Raw genomic sequence first — 15,632 nt, forward strand, 5'->3', positions numbered from 1 at the left:
TCTCAGAGCACATCTTCTTTAATGTGGGTTTTCTCAAAATCCTTGCTGTCGAACCAGTCCCCGCTGCTGGCCCATGTCGAATCCAGCGGTATCCAGGCCTGCCTGTCCGGCAGGTACACCTCATTCCAGGCATGAGGGCCATGCCCGCCTTGACCATCGTACCCCTGGCCTGTGACTACGCGCACCTGAAGTCCCTGCGAACGGGCCATCACGGCATAGAGGCGGGCATAATCTATGCACACGCCAAGCCGGGTATCGAAGGTATCCTGGGGCGTCTGCTCATGCCAGATCCGGTTCTGCTCATAGTTCTCTGCTTTGCCGTAATCATAGGCAATCCGTGAGCCTATCCAGTCGTACAGCCGTCTGGCCTTGTCCTCTTCCCCCTTGGCTTGTCCGGCGATATCGGCCGCAGCTCCCACAATATCGGGCGAAATTTCATGATCAATCACTTCATATTTCCGCCGCAAAATATCGTTCATCTCATCGGCCACCGCTTGGGTCAGCACCGGCAGCTTGCTGCGCACCTCTTCACCGGCAAGCGGCTCGAACACCGCAGCCGCGCTCTGGCTGTAAATCGGGGAGGACTCTACATACCGGCTGAAGCCGCTGTCCGGATTCAGACCGACGCCAATGTACAGGGCAAGCACCAGGATAAGCCCGCGCACAAGCCCAATCACACCGCCGATCAGCGCACCGCTGAGACGGCTGGTTGGCGTAGGCTTCCGGTCCGCTGCCCTGGCCCGGAAGCGGGGCAGCCGGAACGGCAGGAGCATGAACAGCAGTCCAAGCAGAAGCCGGATCAGGCTGTAAGAGATCAACAGAAGCAGCAGAAAACGCACAAAGGGCGATCCCGCTAAAACCGAGACGGCAGTGTAATATAATTGCTGCCAGCCGCTGAGCGTTGTGTCCGGCAGTGCAATTCCTTCAGCCCAGGCTGCTGCGGCCGGAGACAGATACATCGCCGCCGGAATGCCCATGGCGAGCGCCAGAATGGTAAGCACTCCGTTCCCGAGCATCCCGAATAATCCCCCTGCCGCCCTTGTGAAGCCTCTGCTCCAGCCCTGAAGCAGCGAGAAAAGGACAACCACCACCAGCAGGATGGAGATCATATTGGCATTACTGAGGCTGTCTATCCATCCGTTAAGCATGTTTGTCCCTCCTTTCCTGTGTATGCAGATTCAAACGGGCTGCAAATATCCGCCTGAATCTCACTGGTTCTTCCGGGCTTCGTCTATGAACGTTTTGGTCGTGTCCGTAATGCTCCATTTCCCGAGGCTCACCCCGCGGAAAGTCACTTCAACCTTGTCCTCTCCAGCCGCACCCTTCAGCTCAAGATTAGGTGTTGTAATCGTAAAGGAGCCGTCGCCCCCGGAGGTATATGTAGCTTCCTGCGCTTCCTTCAGCATGACTTCCTGCGCTTCTTTCTTCAGCGTACTTACCGTTCCATCTGTCACCTTATTCACAGCGTTGCCAATTTGATCAAGTGTAACCCCGCTGTAGATGAACAGGCCCACAACAATAACAATTACAATCGCCCATTTCAGCACCGTTTTAACCAGGTTAATTACCGCAAACAGCAGGACAAGCGCAATAACGATAACCAGCCAATTCTCTCTAATAAATTGTGACCACACTGCCGGATCCATCAATTTCACAACACCCCTATCGCCAAATTTCGTCACTGCAGGGCGCATGCCCCCGGAACATTTCATAATTAATAATTATTATACATGAATAACCTTTATAATTCATGGCCTGAGTGGCCTCCTGCAAAGGCCCTCAATAAAATGGTATAAGCCTGCCTGACCCCACGTAAAGTACAAGTAGGTCATTATCGGGAGCAACAGATAAAAAGAGCCGGGTTAGCCGTCATTTTACTGAAACGCACCCGGTTCAGCGAAATCCGAAGGATTGTTTATGGCATGAACCTTTAATTATTTATCCTGTGAAAAAAGTGCCTGTGCGCGCCTTACCGGTGCAAAAGACGGGCCCCTGTGGAGGTGCTTTCCTTGAAAACCGCGCTGTGGCTATACCTGTTTCTCTTTCTGGCCTTCTTCGACCTGCATGCCCAGTACCCCATCCTAACACCTTTTGCGATCTCTCTGGGGGCGGGGCCGGCTTTCATCGGGTGGATGATGGGCATGTACTCGCTGACGCATCTTCCCGGAAATCTGCTGGCCGGTGTGCTGGTCGACCGCAATGGCAGCCGCCGCTATATTGTCTTCGCACTCACGGCGGCCGGAGCCATTCTGCTGATGCAGGCTCACGCACAGCTTCCCTGGCATCTGCTGCTGCTGCGCGCAGCCAGCGGATTTGTGCTGGCCTTTCTCTCCCCGGCCTGCATGGCACTGCTGGCTTCGCTCTCCTCCGATTCAGCGACCCAGGGCAAATATATGTCCGGCCATGGGATCGTCCATACGCTGGCCTCTGTCGTCTCTCCGGCGGCCGGCGCCTTTATTGTGGCGAAAGCCGGCTACTCCGGCACGTTCACCACACTTGGCTGGCTGCTGATCCTCACAGGTGTGATGGCATTATTCAGCGTGCCGAAGCAGGTGCAGAGCATGTCTGCTGCCAAGCCTGCGCTGCCGCTGCACTCCCCCGCACAAGCTGCGGACCGTGAGAACCCCCGGGTCTCCCGCCGCTATTACCTTCTGCCCTTCTTCGTTTCCTGCTCCCAAGGCGTGCTGTTCTTTGAGCTGCCTCTGTCACAGGGCAGCGAAGGAATGATCTCAACCGGCATCCTGCTGTCACTGCTTAGCTTGGGGGCGCTGGTGACGCTCAGCCTCCTTTTTCTGAACAGGTTTGCTCCGGGAATAAGAATCGCTGCGGCGCTCCTCGCCATGGCACTTTGCTTTTTCACTCTGGCCGCCTTCCGCCATATTCCTGCCGGAGTGGTTCTCTTCCTGCTTGGTGCTGCCAAGGGGGTGCTGTTTCCGGCAATGGCTTCTCTCTTCATCAGTCTTGGGGGGCCGGGGCGCATGGGCCGCACTTTCTCGCTGCAATCGATTGCCATGTCTCTGGGCGCCTTTGCCGGTCCCGTAGCAGCAGGGCAGCTGCGGGATTTCGTCTCTCCGTACTTCATCGCCTTTGTGCTGCTCATGACCGCCATTCTGCTGCTCCCGCCCAGAGGCTCGGGCAAGCCTGCTTACCACCCGGAATGGAACAGCCCGGCGGCCTGAAGGCCAACAGCCGTTCACTGGCAGCTTTAATCCAACAAACATAATATACACTGTAGTCACCCCTCAGCCGAAAGCGTGGTGAATTCTCGATGGGCGAATATTGCGGTCCGGGCCCGAACCCCGCTCCTGTTGCTCCTGCATTCTGGACTTCAACAGGTACAATTCTGGTGCTCTTCATTCTGCTGGTTATCATCCTCAGTGCGGGAATATTCTAGGTTTTGTCCGCATTTGCCGAATTGACAACTCCCCGACAATCACCCGGTTCAGCAGCCGGGTGATTGTTTCTTTTTACGACATTTCCCGGGGAATGAAAATCCAGTATGCCTTTTCGCTGTTAAATATGACGACTCTTAGGTAAAATATCGACATAGACACATTACACCGGGGGAGGTTGACAGAAAATGTCCATAACCATCATTGTCGAAGGTAAAAACGACCGCAGCAGATTACGGAGAATCCTTGCTCCAGAGGTCGACATCCAGTGTACGTTCGGCACGCTGAATACGCTCAAGCTGGAGACACTGCGGCGCAAAATAGGAGATGGGGAAGTCTACCTCTACATGGATAATGACAGCTCGGGCAAAAAAATCCGCGGCATTCTGCGCGACGCTTTTCCGGATGCCGTGCATATTTATACCCGGAAAGGCTATGCCGGAGTGGAAGGCACCCCGGATGAATACAGCATCACCCAACTGGAGAAAGCCGGGCTGGAGGAGTTCATTATTTATCCTGAGCCTTTACCTTACTTGGAGTCGTAGCATTCATTCTGACGCTCCAACACACATCAGTAGAACAAAGCAGCAATCCGGCCTTCCCAAGCGGGCCGTTGGGCCAAAGCAGGCCGACGGGCCCAATCAGAGGTAAAAGTACCTCTCATTCCTCCATAAGCGGGACGACGGGCCAAATGAGAGGTAAAAGTACCTCTCATTCCGCCGAAAGCGGGCTGCCGCGCCAAATGAGAGGTAAAAGTACCTCTCATTCCGCCATAAGCGGGCCGACGGGCCAAATCAGAGGTAAAAGTACCTCTCATTCCTCCATAAGCGGGCCGCTGCACCAAATGAGAGGTAAAAGTACCTCTCATTCCTCCATAAGCGGGCCGCCGCACCAAATGAGAGGTAAAAGTACCTCTCATTCCTCCATAAGCGGGCCGCCGCACCAAATGAGAGGTAAAAGTACCTCTCATTCCTCCATAAGCGGGCCGCCGCACCAAATGAGAGGTAAAAGTACCTCTCATTCCTCCATAAGCGGGCCGCCGGGCCAAATCAGAGGTAAAAGTACCTCTCATTCCGCCGAAAGCGGGCTGCCGCGCCAAATGAGAGGTAAAAGTACCTCTCATTCCGCCATAAGCGGGCCGCCGGGCCAAATCAGAGGTAAAAGTACCTCTCATTCCACCATAAGCGGGCCGCCGCTTTAACAACGGCAATTCTACCGCTGTTTCCGCACAATCCGGCCTTCAACGCTTCAACAACGGCATTTCTACCGTTGTTCCCCGGCAATCCGCCCAGCCAGGTGAAACATTCCTTCTCACACTTCACCCGGCTAGACCAGCAACTAATCCAAGTGGAAAAAGTAAACTTAATTCCCTCCATCCCGCCTCCCCGCAAACGTTAAGTGGAAAAAGGACAACTAATCTGCCCCATTCGCACGCTTACCCGCGAATTTGTTCATATTAAGTGTACTTTTTCCCACTATTCCCCCTTCAAGGGTCTTTTTGGTTTCATTTAAGTATACTAATTCCACTTTACCTTACCCCGGGTTTCTCCGCACAATAGGAAATCTCCGTTTCCAACAAAAAAAACGCCTAATCCGTATCTTGCATCACATGCAAGAATTCGAACAAGGCGCTATTTTCTTACATATTATGATTCGCGGGCCAATTTCTTCAGCGCACCGGCCAAAAATTCCGGGGTCACGTTCTCCGTATCTCCGGCATCATACAATCCCCGCAGCCGGTTGTTCCGGTCCACCAGACCGATTAGGTTGGCATGGGCAAAGTTATCCTTGTTGTCCCCGTAAATCAAGACCTTGAAGGAATCAGCCGCCAGCGTACGGACCTGCTCCTGATCCCCCCGCAGAAAATACCAGCCGCTGTAGTCCGCATGAAAGCGGTCCGCAAACGCCTTAATCGCTTCACGCGTATCATTCAAGGGGTCAAACGAAATGGAGACGAATTCCACATCCTTGCCGAAGCTGCCGTCTTTTTTCAGCAGATCCTGTGTCTGCGACAGCATAAAGGTAGTGATGGGGCAGACATCCGGGCATTCCGTGAAGAAGAAATAGACGAGTCTGGGCTTTCCTTCCGTATCCGCCAGCGTGATTGGCCTGCCATCCACGTTTTCAAGCGAGAAGTCCTGCACCTCTCCGATTACAGGCAGTTTGTCATTTCCTTTGTTCCAATAACCGAATGCCAGATAAACCGCCAAACCCAAGGCGACCAGCAGCATCAGCCACGTCCATTTGTAGCGCTTCAAGGTCTGCACAGGACACTCTCCCCCTTAACCGTGAATCGTATTCAGTACAAGCACAATCAGACTGACTGTCAGGTAATTAATGGAGAAAAAGAAATTCTGTTTCGCCCAAGCGTCGTCATCCTTCGCTCTGAATCCCTTTAAAGTCAGGTACAGCCAGGCAAGCGACAATCCCGCAGAAATAACCAGGTAAAAGATGCCTGCGTAATCATAAACATACATCAATACCGGAATGGGCAGCAGCAGCGCTACATAAGGAATCATTTGAAACTTCGTGCGCCGCGTGCCCTTGACTACCGGCAGCAGCGGAAAACCCGCTGCGCGGTACTCTTCCTTGCGGCGGATGCCGAGCGCCCAGAAATGCGGCGGCTGCCACAGGAACAACATCGCGAACAGCAGCCAGGCCCCCAGGTCAACTGCCCCGGTAACAGCCACATAACCGATAACCGGAGGCATCGCGCCCGAGATGGCCCCTACCGATGTACTCCACGTAGATGTTCTTTTGAGCCAAAGGGTGTACACTACTACATATACAAACATGCCGACGATGCCGAAGATTCCGGCAAGCACGCCGCAAAATGCAAACAGCACAGCAAGACCGGCTATGCCAAGGCCTATGGCGTAGATCAGCACCGTTTGCGGCTTCAGTCTACCCGTTGGCAGACCGCGTTCGCGTGTTCTTTCCATTTTCATATCCAGATCACGGTCGAAATAGTTATTGAACACACAGGCAGAAGCCATGACCAGCATCGTTCCGAGCAGGGTCAGGATCAACCGTCCATACTGCACATCCCAGCCTGACGCCACCCAGTATCCCGCAAAAGCTGCGATCAGATTCGAACGGATAATACCGGGCTTAGTTACCGTAATAAAATCGCGCCAGCCGGCACCTTCTTTGGGTGATTTGGCAGACAAAGCTGCGGAATCCGAAGAAGCTTGATATCTCAATTGATTGTCCACGATTAGTGTTCCTCCTTCTAAGGGACTTCTACGTTCCGCCGGAGCATAAAATCGGAATTAACGTTCTCAGTTGAGAATATTATTCACTCTGCTGTTAACTTTATCATATCAAACCCGAAAAGAGTTTGACAATCATCGGCCAATATGTTCATCAATTTGACAATTGCGTGACAATATTTATTTTATCCCCCCCTAAATAACTGGACGTCAAATTGGGTAGTTATTAATAGAGAACTTCCGTACAAAGGAGATCTGACCAAATGGATACCGCTACACATTTCGTTATGGGCCTGGGACTCGCTGGACTGTCCTTCGTCGATCCCGTCGTTGCCTCCCAGCCGACTTTGGCCGGGGCTGTCATGGTCGCCACCGTACTGGCCTCTCAAGCACCCGATGCCGATACCGCACTGCGTTTGAAGGACAACGCGCTGTATATCCGCAACCATCGGGGAATCACACATTCACTGCCGTTCTTACTGTTGTGGCCTGCCCTGATCACTTTGGTTATTGGACCGGTCTTCGGGTTCACAGAGCTACATGATCTGAGCCATATCGCCCTGTGGAGCTTCATCGGCGTGGCTGTTCATGTATTCACCGATCTGTTCAATACTTATGGCACGCAGGCCGCGCGTCCGTTTACGGAGAAATGGATCGCCTGGAACATTATCCACATCTTTGATCCGTTTATATTTGGCAGCCATGTAGCGGCCATCATTCTCTGGATCAGCGGGTTCGTTCCGCCGGCTCCGTTATTCATTACCCTGTATGCCTGCATCGCGCTTTATTATATTTGGCGGACACTGGTGCACGCCCGGCTGACAAGGAAACTCAAGACCAAGGATATCCATCATAGCCCCGGTGAACGCTATTTTGTCATTCCGACCATATCACCTGCACGCTGGAATGTGGTCAAAGCCAAGCCCGACGGCAGTTATATTATCGGCCTGCTGAACAGCGGACGGCTTGAATGGTTCAAGCATGCGGTATGCTCCACTCACCCCGCCGTTGAACATTCCAAAAGCCATCCCGATATTAAAGCCTTTCTGTACTTTACCTCCTACGCGGTAGCCGAGGTCGAGGAACTTCCCTCCGGTTATATTGTACGCTGGGGGGATGTCCGTTATTTACACCGCAAGCAATTCCCGTTTGTTGCAGTACTGGTTATGGACAGCCAATATCATCCACTTAACACCTATGTGGGCTGGCTAAGCAGCGAGAAGCTGGATGAACGGTTCGCCATCGATCCGGGTTCCATGTAGCTTTAGGTTTTGCAGGCGGGGCGTCCGTTTCGGCGGACGCTTTTTGTTGTTTGAACCGGAAACCTTCACAATGATGAAAACTCATCCCTTGACGCCCGCCGGCGCATAGGGCACAATCACCATAAAGCGTTTTCACTTTAACACAAGCCGAAACATAAGGATGATTTGTGTCGTGGAACATATAAATATAAAATCCCGCTGTGCAGAAAATACGCAGCGGGAAAATTGAAAATCGTTCAGTTCATCAAATAAACAAAGGAAAGAAGGCTGACGTTTATGGGTAAAGGCTTATCCCTCTGGTTCGCAGTTTCTTCCATTCTCCTCCTGACTGCAGCCTCCATCTCCATAAGTACTAATATTTGGCTGGCGCTGCTGTTGGGGGTCTTGTGCATTTTGAATATTGGCTGGGGCTTCATCCTCAAAGCCAGACTGAGACGCAAGGCGGAGGCCAAGACGCACCAGTCTTCCTAGCGCAGCGGCAGGAATCCCATCTTCTCTTTGACACCAGCGAGCGTCTGGGCGGCGACTCCGCGGGCGCGTTCTGCTCCTTCAGCGAGAATATCGCTCAGGGCGCCGGAGCTGCGGATCTCCCGGTATTTCTGCTGGAGAGGCTCAAGCGCAGCCACCAGAACCTCGCCCAGATCCTTTTTGAAGCCGCCATACATTTGACCCTCATACCGGTCGGCAATCTGCTGCAGGGTCATTCCGGAGCATTCAGCATAGATACTCATCAGGTTGCTGATCTCAGGCTTATTCGCCGGATCAAAGATAACCTCACGGCCTGAGTCGGTTGTGGCGCGGCTTATTTTTTTGCGGATCACATCAGGCGGGTCCAGCAGGGCGATATAGCTGCCCGGATTCGGGTTGCTTTTGCTCATCTTCTTGGTACCGTCATCCAGGGACATAATCCGTGCACCGACTTCAGGAATGTAAGGCTCCGGAACCGTGAAGAAATCACCAAAACGGTGGTTGAAGCGTCCTGCCAAATCACGCGTCAGCTCCAGATGCTGCTTCTGGTCTTCCCCCACCGGGACCAGATCGGCATTGTAGACCAGTATATCGGCAGCCATCAGCGAAGGATACACGAACAAACCTGCACCTACGGAATCTTTGCCTGAAGATTTGTCCTTGAACTGGGTCATCCGTTCCAGCTCCCCCATCGCTGTAAGGGTGGTCATAATCCAGCCCAGTTCCGCATGCTGCTGTACGTGCGATTGCATATAGACATTGGAAATTTTGGGATCGATTCCAGCCGCAAGATACAGCGCCGCCACAGATTCTGAATTTTCACGCAGCGCGGCAGGGTCCTGTGAGACGGTGATGGCATGCAGATCAACAACCATAAAGTAGCATTCATGCTCCTCTTGCAGTTTGACGAAATTTTTGATCGCACCGATGTAATTCCCCAGGGTCAGTGAACCGCTGGGCTGGATGCCGGACAACACTTTTTTAGCCATAATATTCCCTCCGGTTTATGTTTGTACTTGAACCGCAGCACGCAAAAAGGCCCCACATCCGCAAGGGACGTGAGACCGTGGTGCCACCCTTATTCGCCGTGCGCAGCCTCTTCCCGGAGGTCTGCCGCAACAGCCTTGACTTCCGTTAACGGGGAAGAGCCGGCCGGTCTACTTAAGCCTGAAGCTTGTTCGAGCACGGCGCTCATGGGTCCATTCAGCCTGGAGTGAACCGCCGGTTCGCATCAACCACCGGCTTTCTGAAGGTGCTTCTCCCGCCTACTTGTCCCTGTCATCGCATTGTCATTTTCATGAATGCATTCATCATAGTGCGAACCGGAGAAGTTGTCAAATGACTAACCACAAGTACATAAATCTGGTATGATAAGGGTATCCGTGTCTATCCGATTACAGCTAATCAAAGGAGCATACTTCTCATGAAACAGGTGACCAAAGGGCAGTGGGGCGGTTATGATACTTATATTTTGCATAGCCGTGAGCTGGAAGTCACGCTTTTGCCGCGACTGGGTAACAACGTTATTTCATTGTGGGACCGTAAGCAAAACCGTGAAATTCTTCGCAAGCCGGAAGAGAGCGACCTCTCCTATTACCTTCAGAAGCCTTATCATTTCGGCATGCCGCTCCTGATTCCGCCCGGCCGCATCCGCCAGGGGCAATTTCAGTTCGAAGGCAGGACCTATCAGTTCGAGCAGAATACAGCGGGAGGCCACCACATTCACGGCCTGCACCGGACACAAGCCTGGTGCGTCAGTGATATTGAAGAAGACGAGGAAGGCTGCGCGGTGACTACTGAATTCAATACCGCAGATGATCCCCGCTGGATGGAGCAGTTCCCCGTTCCTCTGAAGCTCGAGATGACGTTCCGGCTGCAGGATAACCGTTTCAGGCAAACCCTAAAGATTACCCATCAGGGAACAGCCCGTGTCCCTTTTGGAATCGGCTATCATACCTGGTTTATGATTGATGGCGAGCCCGGGCGCTGGAAGCTTCAGCTTCCCGCCGAAAATGTCTATGAATTGAACGATGAACTACTGACAAGCGGCAATCTCCTGCCTCTCGGTGAGCTGGAGACCCTGAATCAGGGCTTAGGACTTCAGGGAATCAATCTGGACACTGTGCTGCGCATAGGTGATCAGCAGCCCGCCGAGGCAGTGCTGGCAAGGGATGACGGCTACGTCCTGCGCTATTCGGCCGACCAGGAATACTTCCGCCACTGGGTGGTGTACACCAATGGAACGGCAGACCAATATCTGTGCATTGAGCCCTATACTTGGCTTCCCGACGGGCCCAACCTCGGCAAAGATGATGCTTTTACAGGCATCATTACCTTGGAGCCCCGGCAGACCCTTGCGGTCTCAAGCAGTCTAGAGGTAGTCAGTCCCGAACTATAAATTTCATATAATTACCACCCTTAAAATCTCCTGAACCCGTGCATGAATTTCTCTCCCAGCGCCCATACTATCTTCACAACGGGCGAAGGAGGTGAACAAACATGGGTCAAGCAGGTCAACAAGGTCGCGGTAGCCGTTCCAATAACCTGGTCGTTCCACAAGCGACTGCAGCGCTGCAGCAGTTGAAATATGAAGCAGCACAGGAGCTTGGAGTAACAATCCCAGCTGACGGTTATTATGGGAACTATACTTCCCGCGAAACCGGTTCTTTGGGAGGATACATCACCAAACGTCTGGTGCAACTGGCAGAGCAGCAACTGTCTGGTCGTTCGCAGTAACAGCCTTATCATAAGTATCCCGCCAGGCTGAATGCCTGATGCGGACCTGTTTAACAGCCCTCCCGCGCTTCTCGCCGAAGTGCAGGAGGGCTTTTGTTTATGCACATCTATATGTATAACTCAACCGTAAAATTGATCGGGCTTGTCGGATTGGACATTTCGTGGATAGCGGATCATCAGATTAGCCATATTGTAATTGGATTCCAGTGTGGCATCCACCACTACCATCCCCTGGCGGACGGCAAATTCATAGCTGATTTCACCGTGCGTCCAGCGCCGCTTGTATTTCAGGCTCTCCAGAGCCATAAGCCGGAAAGAAGATTGCTGTACGGTATTCAGCCCTTCCTGTTCTGCAGCGAACGTTCCGCTTCGGCCGGCCAGGGGATTGTGGCGTATTCCGAACTTGCCTATGACGTTATTTCTGATTTGTACAAAGACTGTGCCGGAAGACAGCCCTGACAGTTCCTCCTGCAGTTCCTTAAATACCAGGTCAATCTGTCTTGCCAGTGAAAGTTGTTCCGTTCTTAACATGTGTATCCTCCTAAAAGTTTTGAAAATAGGTGTAAGTGAGTCAAAACTCCTTGTTTCATTTTCCTACAAAATCTGCTTCTTAGCAGCCTTTATATAAGGCTTTAGGCTCATTATAGGCCACTAAGTACAAGCCTTCAACATAATTCAACATAAATGGGTGTTTATCCCTATATATGCGTAATTTGCGTTATTTTATTGTATATAACCTTCTACCAATCGTCTTATTTCGACAGCATTCCAGCATAAAAAAAGACCCCTTTACAGGGGCCTTGCGCATTAATACAAGGTTCTCAAGCCTTCACGGTTGCCTGGGAAAAGATGAACTGTCTTGGTTCTGACAAACTTTTCAGGCCGAAGGCTCCGTCAATTTCATAAATTCGTTGATATCGGCGATGATCAAATCGGCTGCGCCCTGCCAGAAATCCGGCTGAGTCAGATCAACACCAAGGTGCTTCTGCACCAGGTCCTCAAGCGTCATGATGCCCGTGTCGCGCAGCAGGCTGTCATACTTATCGGCAAAGGAAGTCCCTTCTTGAAGCGCGATCTTGTACAGTCCTGTACTGAACATGTAACCAACGGTATAAGGGAAGTTATAGAATGGGACATCCGTAATATAAAAATGCAGCTTGGACGCCCAGAAATGCGGATGGTATTCGGAAAGAATCCCGCAGAAGGCTTCCTTCTGCGCTTCAACCATCAGTGCCGACAACTCTTCGGCATTTACAAGCCCCTGCTTCCGCTTCTCATAAAAACGGGTTTCGAACAAAAAGCGGGCGTGGATATTCATGAAGAAGGCTACACTGTTCTGGATTTTTGCTTCGAGCAGGGCAATCTTCTCCCCGCTGCTTGCAGCAGCCTTCACCTGGGCATCAGCCACAATGACCTCTGCAAAGGTTGAAGCAGTCTCCGCGACATTCATAGCATAGTTTTGATTGAATACCGGGAGATCCTCCAGCAGATAGGAATGATAGGCATGGCCAAGCTCATGCGCCAGCGTTGACACATTGGACGGGGTACCGCTGTAAGTCATAAAAATGCGTGATTCCTTGCTCTCCGGAAAAGATACGCAGAATCCGCCGGGGCGTTTGCCTGGACGGTCTTCGACTTCGATCCAATTGCTGTCGAAAGCATGTTCAGCAAAATCCGCCAGCTTCGGACTGAAATTGCGGAATTGTGCCACAATGTCTTTTGCTGCCTGATCATAGGGGATTTTGCCGGAGGACTCGCCTACGGGAGCCTCCACATCCACCCAGGACAGCGATTCCAGTCCAAGCAGCTTGGCTTTGCGGCTCAAGTAGGAGACCAGCGCCGGCTTGGCTTTGGTGATGACATCCCACATCGTATCCAGCGATTTATGCGACATACGGTTAATGGCCAGCGGCTCCTTCAGCACATCCTCCCAGCCGCGGCCTTTGTACAGATTCAGACGGAACCCGGCAAGATGATTGAGGGTATCCGCACAATAGTCCGCAGCGCTGCCCCAGGCTTCTTCCCATTTGCCGAACATCGCCTCCCGGACCTTGGGATCGGGATCGTCAAGCTTATTGAAGGCCTGTCCGGCAGAGAGCAGCCTGGTCCCCTCTTCATCCTCATAAGGAATCTGTATGGACCCGACAATCGTTTCGTAATGCTCGCTCCAGCCATGGTAGCCGTCAACGGCCAGCGCAAGCGCAAATGCCTCCAGCTCAGGACTCATTTTTTCCCGGGCTAGATCACGGCTCTCGCTAAGCACGAACTTCAGGGGGGCAATCTCTGGGCGGGCCATCCACTCCTGCCATACCTCATCAGAGGTTTGGCGCAGCACATCATCGAACTTGGAGCTGACTCCCTCGAAATCTGCCCGCAGGCCTGCAACCTTGGAGGATAACCGTACGGCTCCCTTGTCCTGCTGGTTCTGGGCACCCAGACATCCGGCGAACTCGGATGCCTGTACCAGCCGGCCGGAACAGCTCTGCAGCAGCGCTATTACATCATCCAGTTGCCTGGTGGACTCGATATTCGCCGGTGATGCAGCCGCCGCAACCTGCTGATCCAATACCCCAATGTCCGTTTCCAGCTGCTTCAAAAAATGCTCGAATTCCGCCGAGGCTGAGCCTCCCGGAAATATAGAATCCAGATCCCAGGTCAATGATAAAGGCTGTTTCATTGTATCTCACCTTTCCTATGTTTACATTTGGTTTTTGTGTTTGGTCTGCGGCCATGGTAAAGTGAATTACAAAAGCTGCACATTTACAAGGAGGTCATCTCATGAAGCCACTGCAAATCTCGCCGGAGACGGCGGTTACCCTAGCCAAACAACTCGGCGTTCCGCTGGAACACTTGATGCATATGCCTCAACATATTTTGCTGCAAAAGATTGCAGAATTATCCAAGAAACAGAGTCAGGACACCACCGACAGCAGCTCAGCGGCTGAGGCGCCCGAGAAGGGCGAGCAATGATTCCATTCAGCCACACCTGGCCTTATGACATTTTATTGGAAGACCTCTATGTGCAGTATTGTCCGTTCTGCGACAAGGAGAACGTTATTCTGCCCATGAAACCGAAAGAGCTGCAGAACGTCCGCGAAGGTAAAAAAAAGCTGCTGGTCTTCCCCTGCTGCAAAACGAGTCTGACCGTTATCGACACGGATGCAGACTACCTGCTGTTTGACCGGGCTGTCCGCTGATATTGCGGCACAGGCACTGCATTTGTGTTCCTTTTTACGCATGTCTGATAAGCACACCAGGACAAAGATCCTGGTGTGCTTTGCCTTATGTACCGGAAGGCAGCCCGTCTTCCTCCGGCTCGCCTCCGTTCATCTGTTCCCTTAAAAGCGCCCACTGCTCCCGGGCTGCCCGGATCATTGCGGCATCCATGATCTTCTGATCATTGATCAGGCGTGAAAACCACTTCACTGCGTTGGAAAATTCGCCGATCCGGCGGTTCAGCTCACCAATCAGATACATTAGACGGGCATCGTTTCCGCCAATGCCATCGTTTTCGTAGACCTTGATGTACATGTCGAGCGAATAGCGCAGGAAACGCTGCTCTTGCTCGATATCCCCTTGATACCGGTACATCCAGGCAATATGATGCAAAAGACTGGCGATAATCCGGTCCTTGTCTTTGATGCTCTGGGCACAGAGCAGCGCCAGCTTGTAGGTCTCAAGTGCAATCTCCCAGCTGCGCTTATCTCCGAAATCCCTGGGAACCCAGCGGCTTCCCACCTGCTCGCGGAATGATTTGCGCTGCCAGTCCGCCAGCTTGTCCGCAGAATTCTCGGTGGAGGCGAAGCCGCAGCTCGGGCAGACGCGCACGACGTAATAATCGGGATTCTCGTTCTTGTAATAGGAGCAGAAGTCCGCATCGCGCCGGACAGCCTTTTTGAGGCTGGGACGGACTCTTGAGGTTGTAAATTCTTGTTCACAATTACAGCAGATCACCTTAATAGTGTACAGCGGTATTAATTCTGGCAATGCCCTCATCCTTTCACGATCAACTACGCGTTACTCCTGGGGCATGTTGACAAAATGGTGCGCAGGGCCCGCAAGACGGCTTAACACAAACGCACGCAGCGGCTCCTCCACACCCGTTTCCTCCAGCGCCTCATTCATGCACTCCAGCCATTCCTCCGCACGTTCCGGTGTAATAGGGATATGCATATGTCTTGCTCTCATCATCGGATGTCCATGCAGCTCTGAGTAGAGCGCCGGTCCGCCAAAAAACTGACTCAGGAATTGATACTGTTTCTCCATTACAGGAGTAATATCTGCCGGAAACAGGGGGCCGAGCCGCGGATGAAGCTGCACCTTGGCGTAAAAGGACTCAACCAGCCGGTGAACCCCTTCCGCGCCTCCCAGATTGTCGTAAATGCTGTCGTTTGGATTCATCGGTGATTACCAGCTTTCCTCCGTATTAATGTAACGTCCTTTTTATTATACCAAAATATAAGCTTCACGGTTATCCTGCTTCAGGCACCCTATCGTAACGGATATGTGCAGAAAAAAGACGCTAAACCAGTGTTCAGCGCCTTGAGTATTTAATAGGTCCG

At 52.4% G+C, this 15,632-nt stretch carries 18 protein-coding genes; 8 read left to right on the forward strand and 10 right to left on the reverse strand.

Annotated features, from left to right (window positions below; translation table 11 throughout):
• Positions 1-2: 2 nt before the first annotated feature.
• On the reverse strand, positions 3-1,148 hold the full coding sequence (locus PRIO_RS27875; protein WP_020426338.1) for a transglutaminase domain-containing protein: 1,146 nt from the start codon (positions 1,146-1,148) through the stop codon (positions 3-5).
• Between the two features lie 60 nt (positions 1,149-1,208).
• Entirely contained in the window at positions 1,209-1,646 is a 438-nt protein-coding gene (locus PRIO_RS27880) for a hypothetical protein (protein ID WP_020426337.1), read from the reverse strand.
• Positions 1,647-2,009: 363 nt separating this feature from the next.
• Here PRIO_RS27880 and PRIO_RS27885 point away from each other — a divergent pair, with 363 nt between their 5' ends.
• Complete coding sequence (locus PRIO_RS27885) at positions 2,010-3,179, forward strand: MFS transporter (protein ID WP_046505657.1); 1,170 nt, start codon at positions 2,010-2,012, stop codon at positions 3,177-3,179.
• 401 nt (positions 3,180-3,580) lie between these two features.
• Positions 3,581-3,937, forward strand: coding sequence for a primase (locus PRIO_RS27890; protein ID WP_020426334.1), 357 nt, complete (start codon positions 3,581-3,583; stop codon positions 3,935-3,937).
• Between the two features lie 26 nt (positions 3,938-3,963).
• Here the strand turns inward: PRIO_RS27890 and PRIO_RS35765 are convergent, their stop codons facing one another.
• The 3 genes from PRIO_RS35765 to cyoE all read right to left on the reverse strand — a co-directional run bounded on the left by PRIO_RS35765 (position 3,964) and on the right by cyoE (position 6,607).
• A complete protein-coding gene (locus tag PRIO_RS35765; protein WP_144412138.1) occupies positions 3,964-4,566 on the reverse strand; it encodes a hypothetical protein in 603 nt (200 codons plus the stop codon).
• A 472-nt stretch (positions 4,567-5,038) separates the two neighbouring features.
• A complete protein-coding gene (locus PRIO_RS27900) occupies positions 5,039-5,659 on the reverse strand; it encodes an SCO family protein (protein ID WP_020430157.1) in 621 nt (206 codons plus the stop codon).
• A gap of 15 nt (positions 5,660-5,674) precedes the next feature.
• A complete protein-coding gene (cyoE, locus tag PRIO_RS27905; protein ID WP_046505664.1) occupies positions 5,675-6,607 on the reverse strand; it encodes a heme o synthase in 933 nt (310 codons plus the stop codon).
• 260 nt (positions 6,608-6,867) lie between these two features.
• Between cyoE and PRIO_RS27910 the strand changes: the two genes are divergently transcribed.
• Positions 6,868-7,866: a metal-dependent hydrolase gene (locus PRIO_RS27910; protein ID WP_020430160.1), complete on the forward strand. Its 999-nt coding sequence runs from the start codon at positions 6,868-6,870 to the stop codon at positions 7,864-7,866.
• A 276-nt stretch (positions 7,867-8,142) separates the two neighbouring features.
• A complete protein-coding gene (locus tag PRIO_RS27915) occupies positions 8,143-8,337 on the forward strand; it encodes a DUF5325 family protein (RefSeq protein ID WP_020430161.1) in 195 nt (64 codons plus the stop codon).
• On the opposite strand, the gene trpS is transcribed toward PRIO_RS27915, so the two are convergent.
• Positions 8,334-9,323, reverse strand: coding sequence for a tryptophan--tRNA ligase (gene trpS / locus PRIO_RS27920; protein ID WP_020430162.1), 990 nt, complete (start codon positions 9,321-9,323; stop codon positions 8,334-8,336). The two genes, PRIO_RS27915 and trpS, sit on opposite strands and share 4 nt — an antisense overlap.
• 434 nt (positions 9,324-9,757) lie before the next feature.
• Here trpS and PRIO_RS27925 point away from each other — a divergent pair, with 434 nt between their 5' ends.
• Positions 9,758-10,732, forward strand: coding sequence for an aldose 1-epimerase (locus PRIO_RS27925; RefSeq protein WP_020430164.1), 975 nt, complete (start codon positions 9,758-9,760; stop codon positions 10,730-10,732).
• Positions 10,733-10,833: 101 nt separating this feature from the next.
• Positions 10,834-11,070 (forward strand): alpha/beta-type small acid-soluble spore protein, encoded by a 237-nt coding sequence (locus PRIO_RS27930; RefSeq protein ID WP_020430166.1) that lies wholly within the window; start codon positions 10,834-10,836, stop codon positions 11,068-11,070.
• Between the two features lie 120 nt (positions 11,071-11,190).
• On the opposite strand, the gene PRIO_RS27935 is transcribed toward PRIO_RS27930, so the two are convergent.
• Together PRIO_RS27935 and PRIO_RS27940 are read right to left on the reverse strand one after the other, a co-directional pair.
• On the reverse strand, positions 11,191-11,601 hold the full coding sequence (locus PRIO_RS27935; protein ID WP_020430167.1) for a hypothetical protein: 411 nt from the start codon (positions 11,599-11,601) through the stop codon (positions 11,191-11,193).
• A 346-nt stretch (positions 11,602-11,947) separates the two neighbouring features.
• Positions 11,948-13,747 (reverse strand): M3 family oligoendopeptidase, encoded by a 1,800-nt coding sequence (locus tag PRIO_RS27940; protein ID WP_020430168.1) that lies wholly within the window; start codon positions 13,745-13,747, stop codon positions 11,948-11,950.
• Between the two features lie 101 nt (positions 13,748-13,848).
• On the opposite strand from PRIO_RS27940, the gene PRIO_RS27945 reads away from it, so the two are divergent.
• Positions 13,849-14,040: a YycC family protein gene (locus PRIO_RS27945; RefSeq protein WP_020430169.1), complete on the forward strand. Its 192-nt coding sequence runs from the start codon at positions 13,849-13,851 to the stop codon at positions 14,038-14,040.
• Complete coding sequence (locus PRIO_RS27950; RefSeq protein WP_020430170.1) at positions 14,037-14,267, forward strand: hypothetical protein; 231 nt, start codon at positions 14,037-14,039, stop codon at positions 14,265-14,267. Before PRIO_RS27945 ends, PRIO_RS27950 begins: the two co-directional genes overlap by 4 nt.
• A gap of 85 nt (positions 14,268-14,352) precedes the next feature.
• On the opposite strand, the gene PRIO_RS27955 is transcribed toward PRIO_RS27950, so the two are convergent.
• Positions 14,353-15,057, reverse strand: a complete 705-nt coding sequence (locus tag PRIO_RS27955) for a DUF2225 domain-containing protein (RefSeq protein ID WP_020430171.1) — start codon at positions 15,055-15,057, stop codon at positions 14,353-14,355.
• 30 nt (positions 15,058-15,087) lie between these two features.
• A complete protein-coding gene (locus tag PRIO_RS27960; RefSeq protein ID WP_039834285.1) occupies positions 15,088-15,471 on the reverse strand; it encodes a globin domain-containing protein in 384 nt (127 codons plus the stop codon).
• Positions 15,472-15,632: the final 161 nt, after the last annotated feature.

Source organism: Paenibacillus riograndensis SBR5, assembly GCF_000981585.1.
GTDB classification, from domain to species: domain Bacteria; phylum Bacillota; class Bacilli; order Paenibacillales; family Paenibacillaceae; genus Paenibacillus_AQ; species Paenibacillus_AQ riograndensis.